This is a genomic window from Pseudomonas sp. TE3786 (genome assembly GCF_054057335.1).
Genome location: NZ_JBSRZF010000005.1, coordinates 32767 through 49105 on the forward strand (window position 1 = coordinate 32767; position 16339 = coordinate 49105).

Annotated in this window: 17 protein-coding genes; 12 read left to right on the top strand and 5 right to left on the bottom strand. The window is 59.0% G+C overall.

Annotation, left to right across the window (positions count from 1 at the left end):
* Positions 1-56: 56 nt before the first annotated feature.
* The 4 genes from ACVW0Y_RS07605 to flgA all read right to left on the bottom strand — a co-directional run bounded on the left by ACVW0Y_RS07605 (position 57) and on the right by flgA (position 2677).
* Positions 57-800 (bottom strand): flagellar brake protein, encoded by a 744-nt coding sequence (locus ACVW0Y_RS07605; protein WP_457437225.1) that lies wholly within the window; start codon positions 798-800, stop codon positions 57-59.
* Positions 801-903: 103 nt separating this feature from the next.
* The gene (locus ACVW0Y_RS07610; RefSeq protein WP_457437227.1) at positions 904-1374 is read right to left on the bottom strand and encodes a flagella synthesis protein FlgN; all 471 of its coding nucleotides are present in this window, start codon (positions 1372-1374) and stop codon (positions 904-906) included.
* Positions 1375-1429: 55 nt separating this feature from the next.
* Entirely contained in the window at positions 1430-1768 is a 339-nt protein-coding gene (gene flgM, locus ACVW0Y_RS07615) for a flagellar biosynthesis anti-sigma factor FlgM (protein ID WP_457437229.1), read from the bottom strand.
* A 150-nt stretch (positions 1769-1918) separates the two neighbouring features.
* On the bottom strand, positions 1919-2677 hold the full coding sequence (flgA, locus tag ACVW0Y_RS07620; protein WP_457437231.1) for a flagellar basal body P-ring formation chaperone FlgA: 759 nt from the start codon (positions 2675-2677) through the stop codon (positions 1919-1921).
* Positions 2678-2757: 80 nt separating this feature from the next.
* On the opposite strand from flgA, the gene ACVW0Y_RS07625 reads away from it, so the two are divergent.
* Complete coding sequence (locus tag ACVW0Y_RS07625) at positions 2758-3684, top strand: chemotaxis protein CheV (protein ID WP_457437233.1); 927 nt, start codon at positions 2758-2760, stop codon at positions 3682-3684.
* 55 nt (positions 3685-3739) lie between these two features.
* The gene (gene cheR, locus ACVW0Y_RS07630; RefSeq protein ID WP_457437235.1) at positions 3740-4567 is read left to right on the top strand and encodes a protein-glutamate O-methyltransferase CheR; all 828 of its coding nucleotides are present in this window, start codon (positions 3740-3742) and stop codon (positions 4565-4567) included.
* A 59-nt stretch (positions 4568-4626) separates the two neighbouring features.
* On the opposite strand, the gene ACVW0Y_RS07635 is transcribed toward cheR, so the two are convergent.
* On the bottom strand, positions 4627-5979 hold the full coding sequence (locus ACVW0Y_RS07635) for a trypsin-like serine protease (protein ID WP_457437237.1): 1353 nt from the start codon (positions 5977-5979) through the stop codon (positions 4627-4629).
* A gap of 368 nt (positions 5980-6347) precedes the next feature.
* Between ACVW0Y_RS07635 and flgB the strand changes: the two genes are divergently transcribed.
* The 10 genes from flgB (at position 6348) to flgK (ending at position 16338) form a co-directional block, all read left to right on the top strand.
* On the top strand, positions 6348-6755 hold the full coding sequence (gene flgB, locus ACVW0Y_RS07640) for a flagellar basal body rod protein FlgB (RefSeq protein ID WP_457437239.1): 408 nt from the start codon (positions 6348-6350) through the stop codon (positions 6753-6755).
* Between the two features lie 14 nt (positions 6756-6769).
* Positions 6770-7222, top strand: coding sequence for a flagellar basal body rod protein FlgC (gene flgC / locus ACVW0Y_RS07645; RefSeq protein WP_457437241.1), 453 nt, complete (start codon positions 6770-6772; stop codon positions 7220-7222).
* A gap of 20 nt (positions 7223-7242) precedes the next feature.
* Entirely contained in the window at positions 7243-7920 is a 678-nt protein-coding gene (locus ACVW0Y_RS07650; RefSeq protein ID WP_457437243.1) for a flagellar hook assembly protein FlgD, read from the top strand.
* 31 nt (positions 7921-7951) lie between these two features.
* The gene (flgE, locus tag ACVW0Y_RS07655) at positions 7952-9283 is read left to right on the top strand and encodes a flagellar hook protein FlgE (protein WP_457437245.1); all 1332 of its coding nucleotides are present in this window, start codon (positions 7952-7954) and stop codon (positions 9281-9283) included.
* Between the two features lie 207 nt (positions 9284-9490).
* The gene (locus tag ACVW0Y_RS07660; protein WP_457437247.1) at positions 9491-10231 is read left to right on the top strand and encodes a flagellar basal body rod protein FlgF; all 741 of its coding nucleotides are present in this window, start codon (positions 9491-9493) and stop codon (positions 10229-10231) included.
* Positions 10232-10277: 46 nt separating this feature from the next.
* The gene (flgG, locus tag ACVW0Y_RS07665; RefSeq protein WP_457437249.1) at positions 10278-11063 is read left to right on the top strand and encodes a flagellar basal-body rod protein FlgG; all 786 of its coding nucleotides are present in this window, start codon (positions 10278-10280) and stop codon (positions 11061-11063) included.
* Between the two features lie 115 nt (positions 11064-11178).
* The gene (flgH, locus tag ACVW0Y_RS07670) at positions 11179-11889 is read left to right on the top strand and encodes a flagellar basal body L-ring protein FlgH (protein WP_457437251.1); all 711 of its coding nucleotides are present in this window, start codon (positions 11179-11181) and stop codon (positions 11887-11889) included.
* 9 nt (positions 11890-11898) lie between these two features.
* Positions 11899-12999 (top strand): flagellar basal body P-ring protein FlgI, encoded by a 1101-nt coding sequence (locus ACVW0Y_RS07675; RefSeq protein WP_457437253.1) that lies wholly within the window; start codon positions 11899-11901, stop codon positions 12997-12999.
* Between the two features lie 10 nt (positions 13000-13009).
* Entirely contained in the window at positions 13010-14272 is a 1263-nt protein-coding gene (flgJ, locus tag ACVW0Y_RS07680; RefSeq protein ID WP_457437255.1) for a flagellar assembly peptidoglycan hydrolase FlgJ, read from the top strand.
* 35 nt (positions 14273-14307) lie between these two features.
* Entirely contained in the window at positions 14308-16338 is a 2031-nt protein-coding gene (gene flgK, locus ACVW0Y_RS07685) for a flagellar hook-associated protein FlgK (protein ID WP_457437257.1), read from the top strand.
* Position 16339: the final 1 nt, after the last annotated feature.

A 16339-nucleotide genomic window follows, 5' to 3' on the forward strand; every position in this document is an offset into this window, starting at 1 on the left:
TTCGCGGAAACAAAAACGCCACCTCAATGGGTGGCGTTTTTTTGCCGCTTACGGCGCTAGTCGTCGATATCGTCACGCCGCGCTTCGCGTTGCAGCTGGTAGACGAAACGGTCGATCTGCCGTTGTTCGAGGCCGTTCATACGGTGAAAGCGCATGCCGACGAAGGTGAGGTCCAGCTTGTCGTCGTAGACCATATGGCGCAGCTCCACGGCGGTAGTGATCACGCCAAAAGGCAACTTGGCGGTCAGGCGCTCATAGACCTGACCCGGTTGCAGACCTTTGCCGGCATCGCCAGGAAAACGCAGCTTGCAGCCCGTGGCGGAGATATCCAGCAATTGGCCTTTGACGGGCACTTTCAAACGATCGCCGCCTAGTTCGATATTTACCGCCTGGGCTTGTTTCAGTGGGGCGCGGTAGGCATTGCGACGCTGGTGGTAGAGCACCTCCGTGGGCATCGGGCACCAGTAGCAGTTGGAACCTTCCAGCTGCCCGACCTGTACTTGCTGCTTGTATTCCCAGGCGATGCGCACGCCTTCATGGAAACCTTCGATGCGAAAACTCTCGCCCGCTTTCAAAAAGCGCTCGCCGTCGTTGGGCACCATTTCATCCAGGGCCACCAAGCCGCGCTCGCGGTTGATCTGAATGATAAAGGTCTGAAAGCGCTGGGAGCGTTCATGGAAAGTGATGATCAGCGGGTCGCGATGTTCTTCCAGCTGGCGCAGCGCAGCAAAAACTTCCAACGGAGCTTTGAGGACTTTCGGTGGTTGCGGGCCATCACCCGCGGCGAAGGGGTTGGACACGGTCCAGAATTCTCCGAGCAAAATGCTGTGGCACTATCCATCTGGGGCGTTAGCATACTGGCATTGTGCCGGTACGTCCCCTGCGCCTTGTTATAAGTGGTGTTCAGGCCTGACTGAGCGGGCGCTGCTGGCCGATTCTAGCGGCACCGCCGCGACTGTCATAGAGCCCTGGCGTATCGGAATTGCCCCTCAGAATACCGAGCATGCCACCCACTGACGCCTGGTTGACGCGAATCAGCCGGCCATTGCGGATATTGGCGGCCTGGCAGCGTTCCAGCAGGGTACTGAGCTCGGCACCACGCTCGAGCAGTTCACCGCCAATGGGCGATTGTTCGGCCACAGCGTTGAGTCCGCTCTGGTCGGGGCTGAGATTGAGTGTGGTAAGCAGCTTGTTGCGCTCGCCGCCATGCTGGCCAAGTACGGCGAGCAGCGGTTGCTTGTCCGCCAGAATGCTTTCCAGGCGGGGTAGGTCGCGGTCGGTGAGGGCTTGGAATTCGGCGTCGATCAGTTCAAGTAGCTGCGAGGCGGTGCCGATGTCTTGAGTGAACAGGTGCAGCAGGGTTTGATCGTGCATGGCGAGCTCTCGGAGTTAGGCGTCCAACAACACCCCCAGAGTCGCCCTGCAAGGGTTAACGCTGGGATTCGAAATCGAGCAGTTTACTGGCAACGCGTTTGCTGTCGACCTGATAGCTGCCATCTGCCACGGCCTGTTTCAGGCGGGCGACGCGTTCTTTGTCGACAATCGGTTGCTCACTAAGTTTGTCGGTAACTTTCTGCAACTGCTGTGCCTGCTGGCTGAGCTGCACCGATTCACCGGTTTTCGCGGTGCTTTGTTCGGCGGCTGTAGCCGGTGCGGCAGGTTGAGTGGCGCTCGCGGTATCGTTGCGGCTACCAGTTTGGGTCGTAGCGGTACGCCCAGTGCTGGTGGACGCGGCGGCATTATTTAGCCGGTTGATATCGATGACCATGATGCAAAACCTCAGACGGTGTTTGGACGCTTGCCTAGCTTGTCGGCGCTGGTTTAGAAAACTTTAGAATTTTTTTCCCAAGGCCATTTGCCGCGTCCTACAGGCCGTCAGTGTATGAAAAGCCACGGCAAAATGCGCGCAAAAAACCATCTACATCTGTACTTCCACCTGTCCCGGCCCCAGCACGCGGGCTCTGATCACCCGCTGCGAGCTCAAATTCCGCACGCGGATCTGTTCACCCACCACGCCATCCGACAGCGCTTCGCCCGGCATGCGTACATTTATCCCGCCTTTTTTCGCACTGATCACCACCTGGTCGCTCTTGCGAATGGCTTCGGCCTGTTCGATGGAGACCGGTGCCAGCACCTGATCAGTCATTACCCCGCGGGTCAGCTTGGTGCCCAGCACTTGGCTCATATCGGTCAGGTAGCCTTGGGTCAGTAAACCCACATCGCGCTCCACCAGGGCGACGTCCGCCTCGCTGAGTTCGGTCGCGCGCTTGAGTGGGCGAATGGCGATCACCACCTTGCGGTAAAGCTTTACCTGGGCTGGAACGAATACGGTCCAGGGCGTCGACCCTTCGCAGCTGACCCTGACGGTGACCCGACCAACCGGTTGCGCCGGACTCTCCAGGGCAGTAGTCAGGTCTTCGTCGCACAACTGCAATTGCAACCGTGGGTCGAGTCGGTTGATTTGAATCTCTTGCCGCGCCTGGATTTCGCTACGCTCTAAATAGTCTTGAACCGTGACCTCAAGAAAGCCTTGGCTTGCGCCGATAAGTTGTTCAGGTAATGTCAGCTCAGCAGTCGCGTAATTCATGTGGCTAAATGCCAGCAAAGCTAGCCATGATCCGATTACAGTAGGTAGTCGGCGTGGCGTGTGTCGGAAAAGTGGCGTTTTCAGTTTCATGTTTTGCTTCAAAGCAAAGCCCGTGCCGGCTGCTAGGCTAAGCAGGGTTCGGTGGTCAAAACTTTAAAGAGGGGCAGGGTATGGCCGGAGTGATGGACTCGGTTAACCAGCGTACGCAGTTGGTGGGGCAGAACCGACTGGAGCTGTTGTTATTCCGCCTTGATAGCAAGCAGTTGTATGGCATCAACGTGTTCAAGGTGAAAGAGGTGCTGCAGTGCCCCAAGCTCACCATCATGCCCAAGTCCAGCCCGGTGGTTCGCGGGGTGGCCAATATTCGTGGCGGCACCATCCCTATTCTGGATCTGTCGATGGCCACCGGCCGGGCCGGGCTCACTGATCTGGACAGCAGCTTCGTAATCATCACCGAATACAACACCAAGGTTCAGGGCTTTCTGGTGCGCTCGGTCGAGCGCATCGTCAACATGAACTGGGAAGAAATTCATCCGCCACCCAAGGGTACTGGCCGCGATCACTACTTGACGGCAGTGACCCACCTGGACCAGCAACTGGTGGAAATCATCGACGTGGAGAAAATCCTCGCCGAAGTCGCGCCTATTTCCGAAGCGATCAGTGTGGGTGTGATCGACGTGGAAACCCAAGGCAAGGCCGTGACCAAGCATGTGCTGATCGTTGATGACTCGTCAGTGGCACGCAAGCAGGTCACCCGCTGTCTGCAGTCGGTGGGCGTGGAAGTTACCGCCCTCAACGATGGCCGACAGGCCCTGGATTTCCTGCGTAAGCTGGCAGACGAGGGCAAGCGTCCGGAAGAAGAATTCATCATGCTGATTTCCGACATCGAGATGCCGGAAATGGATGGCTATACCCTGACGGCTGAGATTCGCGCGGACTCGCGCATGCAGAAATTGCATATCCTCCTGCATACTTCCCTGTCGGGCGTATTCAATCAGGCTATGGTGAAGAAAGTAGGGGCCGACGATTTCCTCGCGAAGTTCCGTCCCGACGATCTGGCTTCCCGCGTGGTTGAGCGCATCAATGTTTCGGAATGAGGGCTGAGGGCCTTGCGGCCCTTGAGCAACCTATATGTATGGTGAGGCAGCGCTAGTGTCTTCAGGTAACGTGGATTTTGAGCAGTTCCGGATTTTCCTGGAAAAGGCCTGTGGCATTGTGTTGGGGGCCAACAAGCAGTATCTGGTCTCCAGCCGGCTGAACAAGCTGATGGAACAGAACAGCATCAAAACCCTCGGCGAACTGGTGCAACGCATGCAAGGCATGCCGCGCGGCGGTTTGCGCGAGCAGGTGGTCGATGCCATGACCACCAACGAAACCCTGTGGTTTCGCGACACCTATCCCTTCGAAGTATTGAAAACCCGGGTTTACCCTGAGCTGCTCAAGGCCAATCCCAGCGCGCGATTGCGCATCTGGTCGGCGGCCTCGTCGTCGGGGCAGGAGCCTTACTCGCTGTCGATGGCGACCGATGAGTTCGAGCGCAGCAACCTGGGCCAGCTCAAGGGCGGCGTGCAGATTGTGGCGACGGATCTCTCCAGCGCCATGCTGCAAGCCTGTAAATCCGGTGAGTACGACAGCCTGGCCATTGGCCGCGGTCTGTCTCAGGAGCGTTTGCAGCGTTACTTCGACCCCAAAGGTGCCGGGCGTTTTGCGATTAAACCGGCGATTCGCACCCGCGTGGAGTTCCGTGCGCTCAACCTGCTGGACAGCTACGCCAGTCTGGGGAAGTTCGACATTGTGTTTTGCCGCAACGTGTTGATCTACTTCTCCGCCGAGGTGAAGAAGGACATCCTGCTGCGCATTCACGCCACGTTGAAGCCCGGGGGCTATCTGTTCCTCGGCGCATCCGAAGCGCTTAACGGCTTGCCGGACCACTATCAGATGGTGCAATGCAGCCCTGGCATCATCTACAAAGTTAAGTAAGCCTTTCAAAAAAACGCCCGAAGCCATGCTTCGGGCGTTTTGCATTTCAGCGGGATACCTTAAAAACGCGGGTCTGCCGGCTGGGTTGGGAGGTCGGTGCCAAGGTATTTCCAGTATTCGTTGTCCTTCTGATTAATCGGGAAGTACCAGTACCGACCATCACTGCCTAGGTTGGTAAGACGGAAATATTCGACTTGGCGCGAGTAAGGGTTGTTGTAGATGTAGATATCGCCCAGCGTGCCATGCTTATCATTCGCTCCCCAAACCCCCAGTGGTGTGGTGGCTTGCTCGAAATCGGGCAGCGTTGTGCCCAGGTACTCCCAATATTCATTGTCTTTTTTGTTGATGGGGAAGTACCCGTAACGGCCAGAGCTATCGACGCTCGCCAGTCGGAAGTACTCAATCTTGTGGGTGTATGGGTTGTCATAGACGTAAATCTGACCCACTTGGCCTCTGCGATCATTGCTACCCCAGTCGCCAATGCCCAGCACTTTTTTACTCAGTGAAATTGCATCGTCTCGCAGCCCCTTATCGATAAGAGTTTGCACCACCCACGGCCAGTGACGGCTAGCGCGAGTGTGGACGTACACGCTAGATACAACGCCGAAAAACCGTAGCGTTTGATTGGGCATGCGAAAAAATATGCCACCGCCACTGTCTCCGGCAAAGATAGGCGATCCGCCGTTTTCACCTAGTGCGTCTGTTGCTGCGGCAATGATCACCGCTTTGTCGATATTTTGATCACTTAAAAGGTTGAGGCTCAGTTGCTGAACTAACCCGGGCTTGAAGAAATTTCCGTTGTCAGCTGTACCCACCATGCGTTCGGGCTCCAGTGCGCGGAAGGTGTGCGCAGAGCGATAAATCATTGGCGGGCCATCTGGAATTACAGAGAGGTCGTTATGGCGCGGGTCCCAATATGCGTCTGCAATTCGGGCGTTCGTGCTGAAGTTGCCGGTGGGGGTGTCTTTTGCGTAGATCACCAAGGGTGTCTTACTGGTCGCCGGGTTATCACTGCCCTGGGTGACCTGTTTTTCTTCCTGATAAGTGGCAATAGGAGCCGTCGAAACGTCGCCTGAGCCACCGAACCGGGTATCCATCATTACGATGCCCACGTCGCCGAACGGGCCATGATGCTGTGGATAGCTCGCTGTGTTGCCGTAATACACTTGTCCTGTTAAGCGGTGGTAGAAGCCGAGTGTTGGATTGGCCTCCGTGCAGTGTCCGGCGGTTAAAACCACCCGAGGTGTAATCAGGGTACCGGAGCAACTGAAATTGCCAACGGCCCAGTGCGGAACCAGGCCGCCAATCAGTTGCGTACCGTTACGCATCGCGTGAGCGTTGGATGCCATGGCAAGGGTCGCCAGGGTGGCGAGGGTGAGTAGTGATAGTCGCGGTGTTGTTGGGTGGTGCATGGGATGTTTCCTAACTGAGTACAGGTTTTTGGCCGGTATTGAGGGGTGTCGATTGTTCGGCGTGGACCTTGCTCACTCAGTAGGGGAAATCACTCGCACCTATGGCATTTTTCGCTTGAGTTTGTAGACGGGAACTCCCAATGGCCGGGCGCATTGCGCTAGTGCTGGTTATTTGCCGCAAGCGGCAAACCCTCAACCGGCAACCCCGTCGCCATTGCCGGGCAGCGGAAAAGCCTTGCCGGTCCGGCGCTGAAATCAGCTGGATAATTTTTCAACTAGTTGATTTATAAGAGCTAAATTAGTTGGCATAAGCTTTGCTAATTGTTCTGCACGGAAAACCAGTTCGCCAGTTGGCAAGGTTCGCAGACATGAGCATCAGCTTCGATTCAGCACTCGGCATTCACGAAAAGGCATTGGGCTTTCGCTCCCAGCGTGCCGAAGTGTTGGCCAACAACCTCGCCAACGCCGACACCCCCAATTTCAAGGCCCGTGATATGGACTTCGCCTCGGTGCTCGCCGCCCAGGCGGACAAGAGCAAGAACGGTTCCTTCTCGCTGGCCACCACCAACACCAGCCATATTGCTGCTGAAGGGCTGGATGCCGGCACCGCAGGCATGAACTACCGCGTGCCGACGCAGCCATCGATTGACCAGAACACCGTCGATGAGCAGATCGAGCAATCCAATTACGCAGAGAACGCGGTGAATTTCCAAGCCAGCTTCACTCTGCTGAACGCCAAATTCAAAGGCCTTGTTGCTGCGATTCGCGGCGAATAACGGAGACCAACGTCATGTCCCTTTCCAGTGTCTTCAATATCGCCGGTACCGGTATGAGTGCTCAGACCACCCGCCTGAACACCATCTCCAGCAACATCGCCAACGCCGAGACCGTGTCGTCCAGCGTCGACAAGACCTACCGCGCCCGTCACCCGGTGTTCGCCACCATGTTCACCGACCAGCAAGCCCAGCAGAACGGCGACCGTGGTTCGCTGTTTGCCGATCAGGACAACTCCGGTCGTGGCGTACAGGTGATGGGTGTGGTGGAAGACCAGAGCAGTCTGACCCCGCGCTACGAACCCAATCACCCGGCGGCGGACAAGGACGGTTACGTCTACTACCCGAACGTCAATGTGGTGGAAGAGATGGCTGACATGATTTCCGCCAGCCGCGCGTTCCAGACCAACACCGAAATGATGAATACCGCCAAACAAATGATGACCAAGGTTCTGACCCTGGGTCAGTAAGCCGAACGTAGGGGAAAGAAATGGCCGTCGATAGCGTAAGCACCCAGAGTTCGATACTGGACCAGTATGCCGTCAAGGACACAACCAGCACGGACAAGTCCCTGGGCAAGGATCAGTTCCTGCAATTGTTGGTTGCACAAATGAACAACCAGAACCCACTGGACCCACAAACCAACAGTGAATTCGTGGCGCAACTGGCCCAGTTCACCCAAGTGGAAAGTCTCGACAATCTCAACACCAGCGTGGAGAGCATTCTCTCCAGCACCCAGTCTTCGCAGGCGCTGCAGGCCTCGTCGCTGGTGGGTCGCAAGGTGATTCTGTCGTCCGACACCGCGGTGGTGGATACCAGCGAAACCTTCAAAGGCAGCATTGCCCTCACCAGTGGCACCGACAACCTGTACGTCAACGTGCTCGACAGCACGGGTGCGCAGGTGGCGCGGGTCAATCTGGGGCAACAAGCCACCGGCCAGATCACCTTTATGTGGGACGGCAAAGACTCCAGCGGCAATACCTTGCCGCCAGGCAAATACAGCTTCGATGCCTTGGCGTCGGTAGGCGGTAAAGAAGTGGCGATGGGCACCAGCCTGCCGGCCAACGTCGATAGCGTGACCCTGGGTGTGAATGGCGGCGAGATGCTGCTCAACCTTGCGGGCCTCGGCAGCATCGGCATTTCCAAAGTTCAAGTGATAGGTCAATAACTGCCGGCAGCCCGGCGTTCAGGAGCATCCCATGTCGTTCAATATCGGACTTAGCGGTATCAAGGCCGCCTCCAGTGACCTGAATATCACTGGTAACAACATCGCCAACGCCGGCACCGTGGGCTTCAAACAGTCCCGTGCCGAATTCCAGGACCTGTATTCCTCGTCCATGATGGGCGCCAGCAGCAACGCCATCGGTAGTGGCGTGTTGCTGGGCAACGTGGCCCAACTGTTCAACCAGGGCACCATCGATTACACCGAAAACGCCCTGGACATGGGGATCAACGGCAACGGCTTTTTCGTCACCAGCAACAACGGTTCGATCAGCTACACCCGTGCCGGTTACTTCGGTACCGACAAGTCCGGCTATGTCGTCGACAACAACGGTTATCGCCTGCAGGGTTATTCGGTAGACGGCAACGGTCAGCTGCAAAATGGCGTGGTAGGTGATCTGAGCATTCAGACCTCCAACCAGGCGCCGAAGGCCACCACCGCCATTTCCCAGAGCTTCAACCTGAACTCCAGCAGCAAGGCGCCGACCACCACGCCATTCGACCCGAGCGATCCCACCAGCTACACCTCGTCGACGTCGGTGAATATTTACGACGCCCAGGGCAACGCCCATGTGATGACTCAGTACTTCGTGAACAATGCCGACCCGGCTGCAACACCGCCGGTGGCGAACAACTGGACCATGAATGTGCTGATCGACGGGCGTAACCCGCTCGACCCGACCGCCACCACGCCGCTGAGCGCGACCATTCCGTTCGACGGTTCCGGGCAGCTGGATCTGGCCAATATCACCGCCAACACCCCGGGCCTTTCCTACGCCAACAACCAGCTGAGTATCGATGGCTGGGTACCGGCTCAGTCGGATGGCGCGACACCGGCCACCTGGTCGTCCAATGGCGCTACCGCGGCGGCGAATATCTCCTTCGATATCCGCGGCTCCACGCAGTTCTCCAGCACCTTCGCGGTCAACGCCGTGACCCAGGACGGTTACACCACCGGCCAGCTGGCGGGCCTGGAAATCGACGACACCGGGCAGATGTTCGCCCGCTACACCAACGGTCAGTCGAAGATTCAGGGGCAGGTGATTCTGGCCAACTTCGCCAACGTGCAGGGTCTGACCCCAGTGGGTAAAACCTCCTGGGTGCAATCCGCTGATTCCGGTGAGCCGGTAATCGGTACTCCGCGTGCCGGCACCCTCGGTTCGTTGACGGCGGGTGCGTTGGAATCTTCCAACGTGGATATCTCCACCGAGCTGGTCGACCTGATCGTGGCGCAGCGTAACTATCAGGCCAACGCCAAAACCATCGAGACCGAAAACGCGGTGACGCAAACCATCATCAACCTGCGTTAACTCTTTGGCGCCGGCGCTTGCCGCTGGCGGCAAACCGTCGCCGCAGACCTGCAAGGGGCTTCTTTGGAAGCCCTTTGTTGTTTATAAAATTCCTTTCTTATCAATGGTGTACAGAAAATATTCGGGATTGGCACGATGCCTGCTTTGTAGCTTGCATAGAGCCGCAGGCCGCCAGCGTTTGGCAGGGCCCAATCTCGGAGAAATACCATGGATAAAATGCTGTACGTCGCCATGACAGGGGCTAGCCAGAACACTCTGGCCCAACGCGCCCATGCCAACAATTTGGCGAACATCTCTACCAACGGTTTTCGCCGTGACTTCGAACAAGCGCGTTCCATGCAGGTGTTCGGCGACAGCTTTCCCTCGCGCGTTTACGCCATGAGCGAGCGCCCGGGTACCGACTTCACTCCCGGCACCCTGCAGGACACCGGCAACCCCATGGATGTGGCCATCAGTGGCCAGGGCTGGATGGCCGTGCAAGCCGCCGATGGCAGCGAAGCCTATGTGCGGACCGCCAGCCTGAAGATCGATGCTCTTGGCCAGTTGCGCACCGGCAGCGGTTTGCCGGTATTGGGCAATGGCGGGCCGATTGCCGTGCCGCCGGAGCAGAAGGTGGAGATCGGCGAAGACGGCACCATCACCATTCGTGCCCTCGGCGAAGCGCCGAACGTGCTGGCCGAGGTTGACCGCATCAAGCTGGTCAACCCCGACCTCAAGCAAATGGAGAAGGGCCTCGACGGCATGATCCATTTCAAGGGCAACACGCCGCCGCTGGCGGATAACAACGTCAAGCTGACCTCCGGTTTCGTCGAGACCAGCAACGTCAACGCGGTGGAGGAGATGACCTCGATCCTCTCACTGTCCCGCCAGTTCGAACTGCAAGTGAAGATGATGCGAACGGCCGAAGACGACGCCACGTCCCTGGCTCGTGTTTTGCAACTTAGCTAATTATCAGTACGTGGTGCCGTGAAACCGGCACCCGAGGAGAACATTCATGCTTCCGGCTCTGTGGGTCAGTAAAACCGGTTTGTCCGCCCAGGACATGAACCTGACGACCATTTCCAACAACCTGGCCAACGTGTCCACCACCGGTTTCAAACGCGACCGGGCGGAATTCCAGGACTTGCTCTACCAAATCCGCCGTCAGCCGGGTGCCCAGAGCACCCAGGACAGCCAACTGCCGTCCGGCCTGCAATTGGGTACCGGTGTGCGCATTGTCGGCACGCAGAAGATGTTTACCGCCGGTAGCCTGCAAACCACCGAGCAGCCGCTGGACATGGCGGTCAACGGCCGCGGTTTCTTCCAGATCCTGCAGCCCGACGGCACCATTGCCTATACCCGTGACGGTAGCTTCCACCTGAACTCCGACGGCCAAGTGGTGACCTCCAACGGTTTCCCCCTGGAGCCAGCCATCGTGCTGCCCAACGAAGTGCGCACCTTCACTGTTGGTGAAGACGGTACCGCTTCGGTGACCACCTCCGGCAATCCCACGCCGCAGATCGTCGGCAATATCCAGACCGCGGACTTCATCAACCCGGGCGGCCTGGAAGCAATCGGCAACAACCTGTTCCTGGAGACCGCTTCCAGTGGTGCGCCGCAAGTGGGTACTCCTGGCCTGACCGGCCTCGGCACCATCGAGCAGAACACCCTGGAAAACTCCAACGTCAGCGTGGTGGAAGAGATGGTCAACATGATCACCACCCAGCGCGCCTACGAGATGAACTCCAAGGTGATCTCCACCGCGGACCAGATGCTGTCGTTTATCACCCAGAATCTTTAATCGCTGACGGGATTTGGCCACAGCCCGTTTAGCCCGCCATAAGGAGCTGGTAGGCAGAGGGTGGCACGATCCGGTTTGGCACTGCTTTAGCAAAGAATTACGTGAGGTACTCGTTATGAAACGGCTTGTTCTACTTCCCCTGCTTGGCCTCGCTGCTCTGAGCGGCTGCGTTGCGCCTCCGCCCAAGCCGAACGACCCTTACTACGCGCCAGTGCTGCCGCGCACCCCGCTGCCGGCGGCGCAGAACAACGGCTCGATCTACCAGACCGGTTTCGAAAACAACCTGTATGGCGACCGCAAGGCCTACCGTGTCGGTGACATCATCACCATCACCCTTAACGAGCGCACCTCGGCGAGCAAAAACGCCAACTCGGATATTGCCAAGGACAGCAAAACCTCTCTGGGCCTCACCTCGCTGTTTGGCGGCAGTGTATCGGTGGACAACCCCGACATCGGTGCCAACCCCATCAATGCCGGCAAGCTCAGCCTGGAGGCCGCCTATGGCGGCTCCCGTGACGCCTCCGGCAAAAGCACGGCAGCGCAGAGCAACAGCCTGACCGGTTCGGTCACCGTGACCATTGCCGAGGTGCTGCCCAACGGCATTCTGGCGGTCCGTGGCGAGAAGTGGATGACCCTTAACACCGGTGACGAACTGGTGCGCATCGCCGGCCTGGTGCGGGCCGATGACATCGCCACCGACAACACCGTGTCGTCCGCCCGCGTCGCCGATGCACGCATTACTTATTCGGGAACCGGCGCCTTTGCCGATGCCAACCAGCCGGGTTGGTTCGACCGCTTCTTTATCAGCCCGCTGTTCCCTTTCTGAGTGCCGGTCATGATCAAACGACTGCTTACCGCCTGTTGTCTCCTGCTCGCCGCTTCGGCGGTGCAGGCTGAGCGGATCAAAGACCTGGTGAGCATTCAGGGCGTGCGCTCCAACCAGCTGATTGGCTACGGCCTGGTCGTAGGCCTGAGTGGCAGCGGCGACCAGACCACGCAAACGCCGTTTACTGTGCAGACCTTCAACAACATGCTGGCCCAGTTCGGCATCAAGGTGCCTACCGGCGGCAACGTGCAGCTGAAAAACGTTGCAGCGGTGTCGATCCATGCCGACCTGCCGGCGTTCGCCAAGCCCGGGCAGACCATTGACGTCACCATCTCCTCGATTGGTAACGCCAAAAGCCTGCGCGGCGGCAGTCTGCTGATGACCCCATTGAAAGGTATCGACGGCAACGTCTACGCCATCGCCCAGGGCAACCTGGTGGTGGGCGGCTTTGATGCCGAGGGCGGTGACGGTTCGAAAATTACCGTCAATGTGCCGTCCGCCGGCCGGATACCCAGCGGTGCCACCGTTGAGCGGCCGGTGCCGAGCGGTTTCGATCAGGGCAACACCCTGACGCTGAATCTCAATCGCCCGGACTTCACCACCGCCAAGCATATGGTCGACCAGATCAACGAACTGCTCGGCCCAGCCGTGGCCCAGGCCATCGACGGCGGCTCGATCCGCGTCAGCGCGCCGCTGGATCCCAATCAGCGGGTGGACTACCTGTCGATTCTGGAAAATCTCGAAGTGGACGCCGGCCAGGCGGTGGCGAAAGTCATCATCAACTCGCGCACCGGCACCATCGTCATTGGCCAGAACGTCAAAGTGCAGCCAGCCGCCGTGACCCACGGCAGCCTGACCGTGACCATCACCGAAGACCCCATCGTCAGCCAGCCCGGTGCCTTCTCCAACGGCCAGACCGCCGTGGTGCCGCGCTCCAAGGTGGACGCGGCGCAGGAAACCAAGCCGATGTTCAAGTTCGGCCCCGGCACCACGCTGGATGAAATCGTACGGGCGGTTAACCAGGTCGGCGCATCGCCGTCTGACCTGATGGCAATCCTGGAGGCGCTGAAGCAAGCCGGCGCGCTCCAGGCCGATCTGATCGTGATTTAAGGAGGCAGCCATGGACGCGAAATTGACATCCGGGGTTGGTTCCAAGCTGGACAGCGGGGCCTATAGCGATATCAATCGCCTGGCCAATCTGAAGGTTGGCAAAGACCGCGACAGCGAAGCCAACATCAAGAAGGTGGCGCAGGAATTCGAGTCGCTGTTCCTCAACCAGATGCTCAAGGCTCAGCGTTCGGCTAACGAAGCGTTCTCCGAAGGCAACTTCATGAACAGCAACGAGGCCAAGACCTACCAGCAGATGTATGACCAGGAGCTGGCGGTCAAGATGTCCAAAGAGGGCGGCATCGGCCTGGCCGATGTGCTGGCGCGGCAAATGTCGAAGATGCAGAAGGGCACGCACAAGGCCAATCCGTTTGCCCAGACCGCTGACGCCAGCGCCATCAACGCGACCACCGGTGCCAGCGCCGCCAGCAGCACCGGCGAAACGGCAAACAAGACCCTCACCAGCCATGCCGTCAAGGAACTGCCGGCGGTGGACAAGACCCGCGACGATTCGAAGCTGATCAACAAGCGCCGCCTGTCACTGCCGGGAACTTTGACTGACCGATTGCTGGCCGGGATTGTCCCAAATACAACAGCGGGTGCGACCGCCGACGGCAAGCCGCTGGCGCAGAACGACTGGCTGGCGGCCAATTCCACCAGCAATTCGGCCTCCATCGGTGCGGCCTCGAGCAGCAAGAACGCCCTGCTCGATGCCATCGATGCCGGCTCGGGCCGCCGTCTGGCGCAGCCGCCTTTGGCACCGGGCAAGTCGGCATTCAAGTCGGCCGACGAGTTCGTCGCCACCATGATGCCGATGGCCAAAGAAGCAGCAGAAAAGATTGGCGTAGACCCGGCTTATCTGGTGGCGCAGGCCGCGTTGGAAACCGGTTGGGGCAAGTCGATCATTCGTGGCTCCGACGGCTCCAGCAGCCACAACCTGTTCGGCATCAAGGCCGCCGGCGGCTGGACTGGCGAGTCGGCGCGGGCCCTGACCACCGAATACAAAGGCGGCCAGGCAGTGAAGGAAACGGCGAAATTCCGCTCCTACGACAGCTTCCAGGACAGCTTCAACGATTACGTGAGCTTCCTGCAGAACAACGACCGTTACGGCGACGCGCTGGACGCTACCGCCAACCCCAAACAGTTCGTGCGCGAACTGCAGCAGGCCGGTTACGCCACCGACCCACAGTACGCCAACAAAGTGGCGCAGATCGCCAAACATATGCAGACGTACCAAGCCATCGCCGCGGGCGAATCGACTGCCACGCGTTTGTAAGGATGCAGTGATGATGTTTCTAGTGAGGAATCGACATGGCTGACTTGTTATCAGTAGGGCTGTCAGGCCTGCGCAGCGCGCAGACCGCCCTGACGGTGACCGGGCATAACATCACCAACGTCAACACCCCGGGCTACTCACGCCAGGAGTCGGTGCAGCAGACCGGTATCTCGCAGTACACCGGTGCCGGTTATATCGGCTCCGGCAGTCAGGTGGTGGACGTGCGCCGGCTGGCCAGCGAGTTCCTCACCAATCAGGTACGTACGGCAACCAGCTCCAATAGCGAGCTGCAGTCGTTCAAAAGCCAGATTGAGCAACTCGACTCGCTGCTGTCCAACAGCACCACGGGGATCAGCCCGGCGCTGCAAAAATTCTTCGCCTCGCTGCAGACCGCGTCCCAGGACCCATCCTCGACGGCCGCCCGCGAAGCGGTGCTGTCCCAGGCGTCGGGCCTGTCGAATTCGTTCAACACCCTGTACGACCAACTGGACAAACAGAACGGCCTGATCAACCAGCAGCTCGACGCGCTGACCACCCAGGTCAACTCCATGGCCGCCAGCGTGGCCTCTTATAACGATGCCATTGCCCGCGCCCGGGGTGCCGGTGCCGAGCCCAATGACCTGGTCGACGCCCGGGAAGAAACCATCCGGCAGATCTCCAAGATCATCGGTGTGCAGAGCGTGGAGCAGAACGACGGCAGCGTCAGTCTGTTCGTCGGCACCGGGCAGCCGTTGGTGGTGGGCAATACCGCCTCGACCCTGACCGCCAAACCCGGTGTTGATGATCCGTCGAAGTTCCAGATCGATCTGAGCACCAAGGGCGTCTCGCAGACCATCTCCACACAGATTTCCGGCGGCGAAATGGGCGGCCTTTTGGCCTACCGCGACACCACCCTGGACAAGACCTACAACAGCCTCGGGCAGATGGCGATTGTCCTGACCGACACCATCAACGATCAGTTAGGCCAGGGCCTGGATCTCAATGGTCGCGCGGGTAGTCCGCTGTTCAGCGATATCAACGACCCGACCGCCGCAGCGCTGCGGGTGCTGGCGCAATCTACCAACACCGGTAACGCCACCGGCTCGATGGACATCACCGATGCCGGTCTGCTGACCACCAGCGACTACCGCCTGGATTTCGATGGCACCAACTTCACCGCCCGCCGCCTGAGCGATGGCGCGAGCATGACTGTCACCGCCAGCGCCGGGCCGCCCTATACCATTTCGATGACCGATCCGAGCACCACGCCGGCCGCCGATCAGGGCTTTGAAGTCACCATCAATGGCACCCCCAATGCGGGTGATCGCTTCACCCTGCAACCGACCCGCCGCGGCGCTTTCGACTTTGGTACTGACTTGCAGTCGGCCGACCAGTTGGCGTTCGCCGGCTCCGCACGTGCCGAGGCGACCACCAATAACCGTGGCACCGGGGTGATCAGTCAGCCGAACCTGATCAGCGGGCCTTCGCCAATCGATGTCACCGACCTGCAGGACCTGTTCGGTACCGGCTTGCCGCTGACATTCGATTCCGCCACCAATACCCTGACCGGCACGCTGCCGGCGGGCGCGACGCTGAGCTATGTGTCGCCGTCGACCACCGCCTTGACCCCGGGTCAGACCAACACCCTGCGGCTGGATTACACCGATCCGGGCACCAACAACAGCTACTCCTACGAATTCACCATTACAGGTACGCCGCAATCGGGCGATACCTTTACCCTGGGACAGAACAAGGCAGGCAATGCGGACAACCGCAATGCCCTGAAACTGATCGATCTGCAAACCCAGAAAACCGTGGGTACCACTGGCGTAGGCGCGACCTACAACGACGCCTACAGTGGGCTGGTGGAGCGGGTGGGTTCGTTGACCGCGCAAGTGCGGGTCAATGCCGATGCCGCCGAAACCGTGTTGACCCAGGCGCAGAACAGCCGCGACTCGCTCTCCGGCGTCAGCCTGGATGAAGAGGCGGCGAATCTGGTGCAGTTCCAGCAGTACTACAATGCTTCTGCACAGGTGATTAAAGTTGCGCAGTCGTTGTTCGATACGCTCATAGGCGCCTTCAACTGAG